Here is a 13,648-nt window from a genome sequence, read left to right on the forward strand (position 1 = left end):
GCCAACTCCATGAAACAGCCTTTCATCCCCTCCCCCGAGGGCACCAGCAGAAGCTTCGCCACCGACGAACCACGGACTGACCTCAACAGCGGCCGGCCGGTCATCAGCAACAAGTTATGGGCCGGCATGGCCACGGCGGCCGTTGTGGCCGCGGTAGGCGTGGGCGCCATGGCAGCGCCGCCCGCTACCCTCGGCGGAAGCACGACGGCGGCGGCCCAGGTGGCAGAGGCCGCCTCACCACCGTCGCCAAGCGCCGCAGCCGAAACAGCCACGGACGCCGTGGCATCCGGACAAAGCGATCCGGGTGCGGCATCGGCGGTGGCGGCACAGGCTGCTGCGCCGGCCGCCGACCCGGCGCCTGCCCCCGCACCGGCAGCAGCCGAACCTGCGCCCGCACCGGCCCCCGCACCGGCCCCCGCGCCTGCCGGTGACCCCAACGTGTACACCGTGGTCCCGGGCGACACCGTGGGCGCGATTGCTGCCGGCCATGGCGTGGACATGAACGCCATGCTCGCGGCCAACGGGCTCAGCGCCTACAGCATCATCTACCCTGGCCAGACGCTCCTGCTGACCGGTCCGGCCATCGCAGTGGCCGCACCCGCCCCGGCTCCGGCCGCGGCACCTGCCGCGGCCCCGGCTCCAGCGGCCGCACCGGCACCTGCTCCGGCTCCCGTCCCCGCAGCGCCTGCAATCCGGACCATTTACGTTGCCGGCTCCGGCGGCCAGTCCATGGTGGACGCCTGCATCGGGCCCATCCACTTCACCCCCAACGACGGCTATTCGCTGTTCATCACCGAGCATGATTTCTGCGGCGGCTGGGCCCGGTTCTCCGGGATCAGCGTGGGTGAGACGGTGAGCATCCCGGGCTATGGAACCTTCACGGTAACGGGGCGCGGGACGGTCCCCAATCCCGGAACCACCAACGACGTGATTGCGGTGTTCGGCGGTTTCCCCCGGGCGATCCTGCAGACCTGCATCCCGGGCACCAGCCAGATGCTGCTGATCGCACTGAACTGAATGCACATGAACCCGGGAGCTGACCCGGGTTATCAAAAGCTTGTCCGCGGGTCCGAACCTTTTACGGCTTGGATCCGCGGACAAGGCCATGACGTGTCGCCGGCCCTACACCCCGTGGCGCTCCGAGATGTGCTCCACCAGTTCGCCTACGCGCTGTTCGGAGTAGTTGCGCGCAATGTCGCCCTGGCTGATGATGCCCACCAGTTTGTGGTCGGAGATCACCGGAAGCCTGCGGACCTGGTGCTTTTCCATCATGTCGATGGCTGCATCGACGTTGGCGTCGGCGTCGACGCAGTAGGGCTTGCCGGAGGCGAGGTCGCGGGCCATCATCTGGCCCGGGTCACGGCCGGCGGCGACGCACTTGAGCACAATGTCGCGGTCGGTGATCATGCCCTTCAACTTGCCGTCATCCCCGCAGATGGGGAGGGCGCCGCAGTCCAGGTCCTGCATCATCCGGGCGGCGTCCACAAGGGACTCGCCTTCACGGATACATCGCGCATCCGTGGTCATGAATTCACGTACAGCACTCATTGAATCCTCCTTCATCGATGGATTTATCGACGCAGGGCATCGGGGCACGTGCGCCGATTCTGTCAGACTACGCCCGCACCCCCATGGTGTCGACGACGGTTTGGCACCGTTTCCAGGCGGCCTCCGGCCCTGCCTGAAGACACGAAAAAGCCCCCGGAACCTGATGGTTCCGGAGGCTTTCCTTGGGTGGCAGATGAGGGATTCGAACCCCCGTAGGCGTTGCCAGCTGATTTACAGTCAGCCCCCTTTGGCCGCTCGGGTAATCTGCCGAACTTCAAAAGAAGTACCCGCTGATGCAGTGTTCGGAGCGTCCGTTTCCGTCCGTTCCGCTTCAGTAACCGCGGGCAAGACAACTTTACAGAACTTCCGCCGAAGAATCGAATCGAGCCCCGGGCAGCCCCAAAAGCCGCGGAACAGCGCCGGAAAACCGCTGTTTTATGCCTCCTGGCCCAGGATGCGTCCGGCCAGCTTGGCCTCGAAGCTCAGGGCCTGCTCCTCGGTGATCTGGTTCAGCTGCACGGCCCGCTGAAGGTCCGCCCGTACCCCGTCCATGCGGGAGGAGGCGTCGGCCACCGGGCTGAAGATGATGGAGGCTGCCAGCGCTGCCGCCGCCACCGAGGTCGCCGCCGTGGCCACCGCCCCCGCTGCTGCTGATGTGGTCCGGGTGACATAACGGGCGGCCTTGCGGTGCATGGTGTTCCTCTCGAACTTCAGTACAACTGCTCCAACTCTCGCCAGCGCGCCTTCGTTCCCCCGGTGCGTCCGCTGAGAGGGAACTGTGAATCCGCGGCCCCCACCGGTCCGGGCATCCGTACTAGGCTGGATTCCAGTGATCCTGGCCCTGTTCCGCACGGGGCGCCCCATCAACAAAGGAGAGTCATGGCAGGCGAGTCAACGTTCGACGTCGTAAGCAAAGTGGACAAGCAGGAAGTGGCCAACGCGCTCAACCAGGCCCAGAAGGAACTCGCCCAGCGCTACGACTTCAAGGGCGTCGGGGCCGAGGTGGACTTCAGCGGCGAGAAGATCCTCATGAAGGCCAACTCCGAGGAACGCGTCCTGGCGGTCCTGGACGTACTGCAGTCCAAGCTGATCCGCCGCGGAATCTCACTAAAGTCGCTGGATACCGGCGAGCCCTACGCATCCGGCAAGGAGTTCCGCCTGGAAGCCTCCATCAAGGAAGGCATTGCGCAGGACCTGGCCAAGAAGATCAACAAGCTGATCCGGGACGAGGCGCCCAAATCGGTGAAGTCCCAGATCCAGGGCGACGAACTGCGGGTCTCCTCCAAGTCCCGCGATGACCTGCAGGCCACCATGGCGCTGCTGAAGGACTTCGAGGAAGCCGACCTGCAGTTTGTGAACTTCCGCAGCTAGCCCTCCCCGCCGTCGATTTCGACGCGGATAATTTCCTCCGCTACGCCTAACGGCCGGCGCACCCGATATACGGGGGGCGCCGGCCTTTTTGCGTGTCGCGGACGGCTTTGCGTGTCGCGGACGGCTTTGCGTGTCGCGGACGGCTTTGCGTGTCGCGGGCGACTTTGCGTGTCGCGGGCGGCGGAGCCGGTCGCCGATTCCGCTGCGGCCCCGCCATGCGTAACGAACACGAAATTACAGCACGTTTAGTTTGCGTAATTGCCGGCGCCGGGTAATCTCATCCTTAGGCCTGCCTAAGTAAGGCTTACCTGAGCGAAAGAACCTCCATGACTGCCAACTACCTGATCGGCCTGCGCGAAGGACTCGAAGCCACCCTGGTGGTGGTCCTCCTCATGGCCTACCTCGCCAAGACGGACCGCCGCCACCTCATCCCCCGGCTGTGGACAGGCGTTGCGGCGGCCGTGGCTGTCTCCGTCGGGTTCGGGGCCCTCCTGACCTTCGGCCCCAAGGGCCTCACGTTTGAGGCGCAGGAGGCGATTGGCGGCAGCCTGTCCATCGTCGCCGTCGGCCTGGTCACCTGGATGGTCTTCTGGATGGCCCGCACCGCGCGGACACTCGGCAGCGACCTGAAGTCGCGCGTTGACCGGTCCGCAGGCGGGGCCGGTTGGGGCCTGGCCGTGGTGGCAGCCATCGCCGTGGGACGGGAAGGCCTGGAAACGGCCCTCTTCCTGTGGGCGGCGGCCAAGGCCACCGGTGAGACCACCCAGCCACTGCTGGGCGCCCTGCTTGGCCTGGCAACCGCGGCCGGCCTGGGCTACCTGCTGCACCGCGGCGTCCTGAAGGTCAATCTCTCCCGCTTTTTCACCTGGACCGGCGCCGCCCTGATCGTCATCGCCGGCGGCGTGCTGTCCTACGGCGTCCATGATCTCCAGGAGGCCCGGCTCCTTCCGGGCCTGCACTCCCTGGCGTTCGATATCAGCGCCGCGGTACCGCCGTCGTCCTGGTACGGCACCCTGCTCAAGGGCACCCTGAACTTCTCCCCGGCTACCACCTGGCTGGAAGCCGCGGCGTGGCTTGTGTACGTACTGCCCGTGCTGTTCCTCTACCTGCGCACCCACTTCACGTCGGTGCCGCCAGGCAGGACCATGGCCGGCAACAACCACGCCGCCAAAGCCCCGGCCGCTGCCTGACCGACTGCCTGACCCCCAAAGACCTCCGCACCCGCACCCAAAGGACAACCCAATGCCCGGCTTCACCCTGCCCAAAACACCCCGGTACGTCTTCCGAAACAAGCCCGCCGCCCTTGCTGCCGCCGTCGTGGCCGTCCCGCTGCTCCTCACCGGCTGCACGGACAACACCAAGGCAGCGGACACCTCGGGTGGCGCCATCGAGGTTGTCAGCTCAAATACCGAGTGCAAGGTCTCGGCCGGCAGCGTGCCCAGCGGAAACCTCAGCTTCTCCGTGAAGAACGAGGGCACGGAGGTCACCGAGTTCTACCTGCTGGCAGCGGACGGGCTGCGCATCCTGGGCGAGGTGGAGAACATCGGCCCCGGCCTGACCCGCAACCTGGTGGTCACCGCCCCGGCAGGCACCTACACGACAGCCTGCAAGCCGGGCATGGAAGGCGACGGGATCAGGGGCGCCCTGGAAGTCACCCAGTCCGGAAACCAGCCGTCGGCCGACACGGACTTCCAGCACCTCCTGGACACCGCCACCGGGCAGTACGCCTCCTACGTCAAGGACCAGAGCGAGCAACTGCTCACCGGCACCCAGCAGTTCGCCGCCGCCTTCGCGGCCGGCAACGCGGAGGAGGCGCGCTCCCTGTACGCGGCAACGCGCCAGCACTGGGAACGGATCGAGCCCGTGGCCGAGTCCTTTGGGGACCTGGACCCGCAACTTGATGCCCGTGAAGCCGATCTCGAACCGGGCCAGGAGTGGACCGGCTGGCACCGTGCCGAGAAGGATCTGTTCCCGCCGGCGGACTACACGGCGTTGACGGCAGCGGAACGGTCCTCGATCGCAGACCGGATGGTGGCCGACACCAAGGACCTGGTGGAGCGCACCCGCACCCTGGAGATTTCCGCGGACATGCTGGGCAACGGCGCCAAGGAACTGCTGGACGAGGTTGCCACCGGAAAGGTGACCGGGGAGGAGGAGATCTGGTCGCACACGGATCTTTGGGACTTCCAGGCGAACGTCGACGGCGCCCGCATCGCCTTCGAAAGCCTGAAGCCCGCATTGCTTCGGAAGGACGCTGCCCTGGCCTCCTCCCTGGATGAGAAATTCGCCGCACTGCAGGCGGAGCTGGCCACGCACGCCCAGGGCACCGGCTTCGCCTCCTACGACAAGCTGGCCCCTGAGCAGGTCCAGCGGCTGGCGTCACTGGTTGACGCGCTCGGCGAACCGCTGTCCCGGCTGACGGCGGCGGTGGTCCTGTGACCGGCTGCCCCTTTGGCGGCCGGCCGCCGGAGGCCTCCGCGCCGGATGAACCTGCCGCTTCACCTGGGGCGCCGCAGGATGGCGGGGACCGGGAACAGCCGACGGCGGGAGCCCGCCTGAGCAGGCGCGGCCTGTTTGGCATCGCCGGACTGGGCGGTGCGGCAGCGGGGCTCGCCGCAGGCTTCCTGGGGCACGACGCCGTGGCCGCCTCTGCCGCGCCGCCGGCCGCCTCTGCCGCGCCGCCGGCCGCCGACAGCCCGGTGGTCCCCTTCCACGGCGACCACCAGGCCGGCATCACCACCCCCGCCCAGGACCGCCTGCACATGGCCGCGTTCGACGTCACCACGACGAAGCGTGAGGAACTGGTCCAGCTGCTCAAGGACTGGACGCGGGCTGCGGAAGCACTGACCGAGGGCCGCCCGGCGGGCGCAACCGGCGCCGTGGACGGACCCTATGGCGCCCCTCCGGAGGACACCGGCGAGGCGCTGGACCTCAACGCGGGAAAGCTGACCCTGACCTTCGGCTTCGGCGCCGGCCTGTTCGAAAAGGACGGCGTGGCCCGCTTCGGACTGGAAGGACGCCGGCCCGAGGCCCTGGCCGACCTGCCGCACTTCCCCGGCGAGGACCTGGACCCCGCCCGCAGCGGCGGCGACCTGGTGGTGCAGGCCTGCGCGGACGACCCCCAGGTGGCGGTGCACGCCATCCGGAACCTGGCACGGATCGGCTTCGGCAAGGTGCGGGTCAGGTGGTCCCAGCTGGGCTTCGGCCGGACCTCGTCCACGTCCCGCACGCAGCAGACCCCGCGGAACCTCTTCGGGTTCAAGGACGGCACCCACAACCTGAAGGTGGAGGACCAGCAACTGCTGGACCAGCATGTGTGGGCAGCGGCCGCCCGGCCCCAGGATGCCTGGATGGCAGGCGGCAGCTACCTGGTGGCCCGCCGGATCCGCATGCACATCGAGATCTGGGACCGCACGTCCCTGGGCGAACAGGAAGGCCTGATCGGCCGGACCAAGGGAACGGGTGCACCCCTGTCCGGCGGCGGGGAGTTCACCGAGCCCGATTTCGCGCGGCAGGGCAAGGGCGGAAAACCCCTGATCCCCCTCGATTCCCACATGCGGATGGCACATCCCAGCCAGAACAGCGGCGTGCGGATGCTGCGCCGGGGCTACAACTACACCGACGGTTCCGACGGCCTGGGGCACCTGGACGCCGGGCTGTTCTTCATTGCGTTCGTCACCGATCCACGGACCCACTATGTCCCCATGCAGATGGCGATGGCCAAGGGCGACACCCTGGCGGTGGAGTACCTGAAGCACACGGGCTCCGGACTTTTCGCGGTGCCGGGCGGGGTGAAGCCCGGCGGCTTCATCGGCGAAGGCCTCTTCGCGTAGCGGGACCGCCCATGCCGGCCCCGCCCCGCCGTCGTTCCCGACGCGCCAAAGGCTAACCGCTGCGCAGGTTCCTTGGCGCACCCGAAATACCAGGGGCGCCAAGGAATCTGCGCAGCGAAAAAGAAGGTGCGCGTCGCCGGCGAAGGCGCGGGTCGCTGCTGAAGGCAGGGCGTCGGCATACAGGTCCGACGGCGGGCAACCGGCTACGGCTGCCGGCCGGCCATCCGCTCCAGCCGGGCGATCCGGTCCCGCATGGGCGGGTGGGTGGCGAACAGCTTGTTCATGGCGCCGCCGCGGAAGGGGTTGGCGATCATGAGGTGGGAGGCGTTGACCAGCCGCTGGTCCTGCGGCAGGGGCGCGATGGTGACGCCGCGTTCGATCTTGGCCAGGGCCGAGGCGAGCGCCAGCGGATCGCCGGTGAGCTGCGAACCGTCCTCGTCGGCGTCGTACTCCCTGGTGCGGGAGATGGCCATCTGGATCAGCGACGCCGCGAACGGCGCCAGCAGTGCCATGGCGATCATGGCCAGGGGGTTGGCGTTGCGCCGGTCACCGCCGCCGAAGAACAGCAGCATCTGCCCCACGGACGTGATGACGCCCGCGACGGCGGCAGCCACGGATGAGGTGAGGATGTCCCGGTTGTAGACGTGCATCAGTTCGTGTCCCAGGACGCCGCGGAGTTCGCGGGCGTCCAGGAGCTGGAGGATGCCCTCGGTGCAGCAGACCGCGGCACTTTGCGGATTGCGTCCGGTGGCGAACGCGTTGGGGTTCATGGTGGGCGACACATAGATGCGCGGCATGGGCTGGTTGGCGCGCATCGAAAGCTCGCGGACAATCTGGTAGAGCTGCGGCGCCTGGGCTTCGGAGACCGGGATGGCCTGCATGGCCCGGATGGCAATCTTGTCGCTGTTCCAGTACCCGTAGAAGGTGGTGCCGACGCCGATCAGGGCCATGATCCAGATGGGGGCCGAGCTGCGTGTCCCCACGCCGATGAGCCCACCAAGGCCCAGCAGCACCGCCCACAGCACCCCGAAGAGTGCCGCGGTCTTCAGTCCGTTGTGATGGTTGTGCACGTTTCCTCCTCGTTAAAAGGAACGGCCGGCTAGGGAACCGGGTTCCGCGCATCGTACGTCCGGAAGCCCGGCTGCAGTTTCGCCGCCAGCAAGGCCCCCGCAATACACAGCGCACCGCCGAGCAGCAGGACCCAGCCCTCATTCAAAATCTTAGTCGCGCCACCCGCCAGCAGGTCCCCGATTCGAGGGCCGCCGGCCACCACCACGATGAACACGCCCTGCAGCCGGCCGCGGAGGTGGTCAGGGGCCGCGGCCTGCAGGATGGTGTTGCGGTAGACGCTGCTGATGGAGTCGGCAATGCCTGCAAGGACACAGCAGACGGCGGCGGGCAGGAGCCACAGGGTCACCGCCCCGGCCGGCGCGGGACCGGCCAGCAGCACCACCAGGCCGAACGCCCCGATGGACGCGCCCCAGCCCATCACCGAAACGACGACGGCGGTCCCCTGGCGGCGCACGCTGCCCAGCGGACCGGAGAACAAGCCGGCCAGGAAGGCCCCGACGGCGGTGCAGGCCAGCAGGATGCCCACGGTTGCCTCGCCGCCGCCGATCATGAGGGCCGCGACGGCGGGCAGCAGCGCCCGCGGCTGGGCAAGGACCATGGCGATGAGGTCGATGATGAAGGTCATGCGGAGGTTGGGCCGCGTACCAAGGAACCGGAACCCCTCGATGACGGAGCGGATCCCCGCCTTGTTGTGTCCACCGGTGGGCGGCATGGGTGGCAGCCGGTAGACAGCCCGTAAGACGAAGGCAAAGCTCACGAAGTCGATGGTGTAGGTCCAGCCGAACCCGAGCCACGCCACCAGGAGGCCGGCCAGCAGCGGCCCCGCGGTCATGGCAAGGCCCAGGGTCAGCATGCTCAGCGCGTTGGCGGCCGGCAGGAGTTCCTTGCGGATGAGCGTGGGGATGATGGCGCTGCGTGCCGGCTGGTTGATGGCCTGGGCCCCGCTTTGCAGTGCCACCAGCAGGTACAGCACCCACACGTTGCCGAGCTGCACCCAGGCCTGCAGTGCGATCAGGCCGGTGGTCAGCCAGAGCACGGTGGTGGCCAGCAGGGCAATCCGCCTGCGGTCGTGGGCGTCGGCGATGGAGCCGCCCATCAGGCCACCGATCACGAGGGGAACCAGCGCGAAGATGCCCAGCAGGCCCACGTAGAAGCTGTCCTGCGTCAGGCGGTACACCTCGAGGCTCACTGCCACCAGGGTGAGCTGGCTGCCGACGGCGGACACCGCCGATCCGAGCCACAACCGGCGGAATGCCGGGCTTTCCCTGAGCGGTGTGACATCGGCAAGCAGTTTCCCCACCCCCGTAACACTAGCGGGCGACACGGGAAGGTAAGCCACGCCTTATTGTGAGTTGCTAAAAATAAGTGTTTCAATGGAGCCATGATGGAGCACTTTGACGGCCAGGAAGCGTGGGCTGCAGCCCTGCGCGCCCACGGCCGCAGGGTGACCAAGCAGCGGTTGGCCGTCCTTGCCGCCGTCGAACGCCACCCCCACTCGCCTGCCGAAAGCATCCTTGCCGCCGCCCGGGCCGAACTGCCCGACCTGACGGCCCAGTCCGTCTATGTAGTTCTCGGCGACCTGACGGACCTGCACATGCTGCGCCGCTTCGAGCCGCCGCACTCCCCTGCCCTGTATGAGACACGCGTGGGCGACAACCACCACCACGCCATCTGCATCAGCTGCGGCCGGGTGGAGGACGTGGACTGCGCCGTCGGCCACGCCCCCTGCCTCACGCCGCACTGGAACCCGGACGCCAAGCCCATGACCATCCAGATCGCGGACGTCATGTACCAGGGCATCTGCCAGGAATGCCAGCAGGCCCAGCAACTTCCTCCCCATAGTCCCTCGCAAGAAAAAGAGAAATAGGAGAACAATGACTGCCGTTTCCACAACCCAGTCAGGCGCGCCGGTTACGTCCGACGCTCACTCGAAGTCAGTTGGTGCCGATGGTGCCATCATCCTGACCGACCACTACCTCGTTGAAAAGCTCGCGCAGTTCAACCGCGAGCGGGTTCCGGAGCGCGTAGTGCACGCCAAGGGCGGCGGCGCATTCGGCACGTTCAAGACCACCGAAGACATCTCCAAGTACACCAAGGCCGCGTTCCTGCAGCCCGGCGTCGAGACCGAGATGCTGATCCGCTTCTCCTCCGTCGCGGGCGAGAACGGCTCCCCGGACACCTGGCGCGACCCCCGCGGTTTCGCCGTGAAGTTCTACACCACCGAGGGCAACTACGACCTCGTGGGCAACAACACCCCCGTCTTCTTCATCCGCGACGGCATCAAGTTCCCGGACTTCATCCACTCCCAGAAGCGCCTGCCGGGCACGCACCTCCGCGACGCCGACATGCAGTGGGACTTCTGGACCCTGTCCCCCGAGTCCGCCCACCAGGTCACCTGGCTCATGGGTGACCGCGGCCTGCCGGCCTCCTGGCGCGAAATGCAGGGCTACGGCTCGCACACCTACCAGTGGATCAACGAAGCCGGTGAGCGCTTCTGGGTCAAGTACCACTTCAAGTCCAACCAGGGCGTGAACTCCATGAGTTCCGAGCAGGCCGAACAGCTGGCCGGCTCTGACGCGGACTTCTACATCCGCGACCTGTCCGAGAACATCGCCGCGGGCAACTTCCCGTCCTGGGACCTGCACGTGCAGGTCATGCCGTACGAGGATGCCAAGACCTACCGCTTCAACCCGTTCGACCTGACCAAGGTGTGGCCGCACGGCGACTACCCGCTGATCAAGGTGGGCACCATGGAGCTGAACCGGAACCCGGAGAACTACTTCGCGCAGATCGAGCAGGCCACCTTCGCGCCGTCGAACTTCGTGCCGGGCATCGCCGCCTCGCCGGACAAGATGCTGCAGGCCCGCATCTTCTCCTACGCGGACGCACACCGCTACCGCGTGGGCACCAACCACGCGCAGATCCCGGTGAACCAGCCCAAGAACCAGGTCAACAACTACAGCCAGGACGGTGCCGGACGTTACCTGTTCAACGCTCCCTCCGTGCCTGTCTACGCACCCAACTCCGTGGGCGGCCCGGCTGCCGTTGAGCCGCAGAACCCGGCCGGCGGCTGGGAGAACGACGGCGAGCTGACCCTTGCCGCGCACTCCCTCCACGCCGAGGACAGCGACTTCGTCCAGGCCGGCGCGCTGTACCGCGAGGTCTACGACGAGGCAGCAAAGGCCCGCTTCCTGGAGACCATCACCGGTGCCGTGGGCGGCGTCAAGAGCCCGGGCATCAAGGAACGCGCCATCCAGTACTGGACCAACGTTGATGCCGAACTCGGCGCCAAGCTGCGCGCCAACCTCGGCGCAGGGGATGCCCCCTCCGCTCCGGCCTCGGATGCAGAGTCCGCCAACAAGATCGGCTGACCAGGCTTCCTGCCGGCTGAACCGAAAGAACACCCCGTCACGGGCCTCCGTGGCGGGGTGTTCTGCTGTCGGGCCGCTTTTGCACATACGGCGGCGTAGATCTGGCTGGTTGCGGGCGGCAGCCCTACGCTCCGTAGATGAACACTTTCGCAGGCATCCCCATCGAAGCTTTCCGCTTCTACGCACAGCTGGAGGACAACAACAACCGCGACTGGTGGCTGGCACACAAGGCAACGTACGAGGAATCAGTCAAGGCACCACTCACCCTCCTGCTCTCCGAGCTGGAACCCGAGTTCGGACCGGCCAAGCTTTTCCGCCCCAACCGCGACGTCCGCTTCTCACTGGACAAGTCGCCCTACAAAACTGCCCAGGGAGCATTCGCTGCGCGCCAGGAAGGCGTGGGTTTCTATCTCCAAATCAATGCTGACGGGCTGTTGATCGGTGGGGGCTACCACTCCCACACTCCCGCCCAGCTGGCACGGTTCCGCGCGGCCGCCGACGCTTCCGCCAGCGGCGCCGCCCTGCATGACATTGTTGATGCCGTGGCCGGCGCCGGTTTTGCCATCGAGGGCGAGACGCTGAAAACCGTCCCGCGGGGATTCGACAAAGACCATCCCCGCGCCGAACTGCTCAAGCACAAATCGCTCTCCGCCGGAGTCGAGGTGGGCCGGCCGGAGTGGGTCTCCACACCCGCCGCGAAGGAGCGGATCGCGGAACGGTGGCGGCAGCTCCGGCCGCTCGTGGAATGGGTGGGCCGGTACGCGGCGCCCTGAAACGCGGCTGCCGGAACTGCGGCTGCCCGCCCGGCACAGGCCGGGCGGGCAGTTCAGGAGGAGTGGTCGCGGGCCGTCAGGTGCGGCTCAGCTCATCCTCGTCGTCCCGTTCGGCGGCGGGGGCTGCAGCGGAACCCGCGGCCCCGTTGACGCTGGTGTTGGCCTCGGCGAAGCGCTCGTTGAGCCGGGAGTGCCGCTGTCCGTACGCGAAGTAGATCGCCAGGCCAATGACCAGCCAGACGGCAAAGAAGATCCAGGTCTCCACGGCGAGGTTGGTCATCAGGTACAGGCACAGCACCGCGGAGACAACCGGCAGTACCTTGCCGAACGGGACGCGGAAGGCGGGCTTCAGGTCCGGGCGCTTCCTGCGGAGCACCAGGATGCCCAGGCTGACCACCACGAACGCGGACAGCGTGCCGATGTTGATCATTTCCTCGAGCAGGTCCACGTTGGTCAGGCCTGCCACCAGGGCAACCGCGGCGCCGCAGATGATCTGGAGTCGCGCCGGGGTGGAACGCTTGTCGCTGGTCTTGGACAGCGACCGGGGCAGCAGTCCGTCGCGGCTCATGGCCAGCACCACGCGGGACAGGCCCATGAGGAGCACCATGATCACGGTGGTCAGGCCCACCAGGGAACCGAAGGCGATGACCTTGGCGGCGGACGTGTCGCCCACGGCCTCGAAGGCAGTGGTGAGGGTGGGGCTCTTGGCCTCGGCCAGCTGGGTGTAGGACACCATGCCGGTCAGGGCCAGGGACACGAGGATGTAGAGCAGCGTCACCAGGGCCAGGCCGCCAAAGATGCCGCGGGGCAGCGTCTTCTGCGGGTTCTTGACTTCCTCGGCGGAGGTTGCCACCACGTCGAATCCGATGAAGGCGAAGAACACCAGTGCGGCCCCGGCGAAGATGCCCATGGTGCCGTATTGGGCGGGCGCGGCACCGGTCAGGAAGCCGAAGAAGGACTGCTTCAGGACGTCCGCGGCGCCGGTGCCTGCCGTGGGCTGGGCGGCGGGAACGAACGGGCTGTAGTTCTCCAGCTTCACGTAGGTGAAGCCCACCACGATCACGAACAGCACCACGCCGATCTTGATCAGGGTGAAGATGTTGCCCACGCGGGCGGACAGCTTGGTGCCCAGCACCAGCAGCACGGTGAAGATGGCCACGATCAGGAAGGCGCCCCAGTAGAGGTCCACGCCGCCCAGCGAGAGGGCCGGCGGGATGTCGAGGCCCGTGAGGGCAAACACCTTGCTGAGGTAGATACCCCAGTACTTGGCGATGACGGCGGCGGCCGTGAACAGCTCGAGGATCAGGTTCCAGCCGATGATCCAGGCAAGGAGTTCGCCCATGGTGGCGTAGGTGAAGACGTAGGCCGATCCTGCCACGGGGATGGCGGTGGCGAACTCGGCGTAGCACATGATGGCCAGCGCGCACGTGACGGCGGCGATGGCGAAGGAAACGGTGACGGCGGGGCCCGCGAAGTTCGCAGCGGCCTTGGCGCCCACCGAGAAGATACCGGCGCCCACAGCAACGGCGACGCCCATGATCATGAGGTCCCAGGTGCTGAGGGAACGCTTGAGTTTGCGCCCTGGCTCATCGGCGTCGGCAATCGACTGCTCGATGGATTTTGTCCGCAGAAGATTCATAAGGGGGGTCACAATCCTGGTTTGTGATGGAAACAGACCTAT

13 protein-coding genes and 1 tRNA gene are annotated in these 13,648 nt (G+C 67.1%); 8 read left to right on the plus strand and 6 right to left on the minus strand.

Annotation, left to right across the window (positions count from 1 at the left end; all coding sequences use genetic code 11):
* The first annotated feature begins 9 nt into the window (after positions 1 to 9).
* Positions 10 to 1,017: a LysM peptidoglycan-binding domain-containing protein gene (locus ACEN9K_RS16395; protein ID WP_478223075.1), complete on the plus strand. Its 1,008-nt coding sequence runs from the start codon at positions 10 to 12 to the stop codon at positions 1,015 to 1,017.
* A 105-nt stretch (positions 1,018 to 1,122) separates the two neighbouring features.
* Here ACEN9K_RS16395 and ACEN9K_RS16400 read toward each other — a convergent pair whose 3' ends face one another.
* From ACEN9K_RS16400 to ACEN9K_RS16410, 3 genes are all read right to left on the minus strand, one after another.
* Positions 1,123 to 1,548: a CBS domain-containing protein gene (locus tag ACEN9K_RS16400; protein WP_056393052.1), complete on the minus strand. Its 426-nt coding sequence runs from the start codon at positions 1,546 to 1,548 to the stop codon at positions 1,123 to 1,125.
* 187 nt (positions 1,549 to 1,735) lie between these two features.
* Positions 1,736 to 1,817, minus strand: a tRNA-Tyr gene (locus ACEN9K_RS16405).
* A gap of 166 nt (positions 1,818 to 1,983) precedes the next feature.
* On the minus strand, positions 1,984 to 2,241 hold the full coding sequence (locus ACEN9K_RS16410; RefSeq protein WP_018769044.1) for a hypothetical protein: 258 nt from the start codon (positions 2,239 to 2,241) through the stop codon (positions 1,984 to 1,986).
* Positions 2,242 to 2,427: 186 nt separating this feature from the next.
* Between ACEN9K_RS16410 and ACEN9K_RS16415 the strand changes: the two genes are divergently transcribed.
* From ACEN9K_RS16415 to efeB, 4 genes are all read left to right on the plus strand, one after another.
* Positions 2,428 to 2,919 carry a YajQ family cyclic di-GMP-binding protein gene (locus tag ACEN9K_RS16415; RefSeq protein ID WP_018769043.1) on the plus strand — a complete coding sequence of 164 codons (492 nt, stop codon included), beginning with the start codon at positions 2,428 to 2,430 and terminating at the stop codon, positions 2,917 to 2,919.
* A 326-nt stretch (positions 2,920 to 3,245) separates the two neighbouring features.
* Positions 3,246 to 4,109, plus strand: coding sequence for an iron uptake transporter permease EfeU (efeU, locus tag ACEN9K_RS16420; RefSeq protein WP_495634659.1), 864 nt, complete (start codon positions 3,246 to 3,248; stop codon positions 4,107 to 4,109).
* A gap of 52 nt (positions 4,110 to 4,161) precedes the next feature.
* Positions 4,162 to 5,358, plus strand: coding sequence for an iron uptake system protein EfeO (gene efeO / locus ACEN9K_RS16425; RefSeq protein WP_018769041.1), 1,197 nt, complete (start codon positions 4,162 to 4,164; stop codon positions 5,356 to 5,358).
* Complete coding sequence (gene efeB / locus ACEN9K_RS16430; protein ID WP_495634660.1) at positions 5,355 to 6,752, plus strand: iron uptake transporter deferrochelatase/peroxidase subunit; 1,398 nt, start codon at positions 5,355 to 5,357, stop codon at positions 6,750 to 6,752. Before efeO ends, efeB begins: the two co-directional genes overlap by 4 nt.
* A 203-nt stretch (positions 6,753 to 6,955) precedes the next feature.
* Here efeB and htpX read toward each other — a convergent pair whose 3' ends face one another.
* On the minus strand, positions 6,956 to 7,822 hold the full coding sequence (htpX, locus tag ACEN9K_RS16435; protein ID WP_495634661.1) for a zinc metalloprotease HtpX: 867 nt from the start codon (positions 7,820 to 7,822) through the stop codon (positions 6,956 to 6,958).
* A gap of 29 nt (positions 7,823 to 7,851) precedes the next feature.
* On the minus strand, positions 7,852 to 9,123 hold the full coding sequence (locus ACEN9K_RS16440; RefSeq protein WP_495634662.1) for an MFS transporter: 1,272 nt from the start codon (positions 9,121 to 9,123) through the stop codon (positions 7,852 to 7,854).
* Between the two features lie 81 nt (positions 9,124 to 9,204).
* On the opposite strand from ACEN9K_RS16440, the gene ACEN9K_RS16445 reads away from it, so the two are divergent.
* The 3 genes from ACEN9K_RS16445 (at position 9,205) to ACEN9K_RS16455 (ending at position 11,967) form a co-directional block, all read left to right on the plus strand.
* Positions 9,205 to 9,690 (plus strand): Fur family transcriptional regulator, encoded by a 486-nt coding sequence (locus ACEN9K_RS16445; RefSeq protein ID WP_495634663.1) that lies wholly within the window; start codon positions 9,205 to 9,207, stop codon positions 9,688 to 9,690.
* Between the two features lie 7 nt (positions 9,691 to 9,697).
* Positions 9,698 to 11,194: a catalase gene (locus tag ACEN9K_RS16450; RefSeq protein ID WP_134163929.1), complete on the plus strand. Its 1,497-nt coding sequence runs from the start codon at positions 9,698 to 9,700 to the stop codon at positions 11,192 to 11,194.
* A gap of 137 nt (positions 11,195 to 11,331) precedes the next feature.
* The gene (locus ACEN9K_RS16455) at positions 11,332 to 11,967 is read left to right on the plus strand and encodes a DUF2461 domain-containing protein (RefSeq protein ID WP_495634664.1); all 636 of its coding nucleotides are present in this window, start codon (positions 11,332 to 11,334) and stop codon (positions 11,965 to 11,967) included.
* A gap of 76 nt (positions 11,968 to 12,043) precedes the next feature.
* Here ACEN9K_RS16455 and ACEN9K_RS16460 read toward each other — a convergent pair whose 3' ends face one another.
* On the minus strand, positions 12,044 to 13,606 hold the full coding sequence (locus ACEN9K_RS16460; protein WP_495634665.1) for an amino acid permease: 1,563 nt from the start codon (positions 13,604 to 13,606) through the stop codon (positions 12,044 to 12,046).
* Between the last annotated feature and the right edge of the window lie 42 nt (positions 13,607 to 13,648).

The sequence above is a fragment of the Pseudarthrobacter sp. Pseusp20 genome (assembly GCF_059492155.1).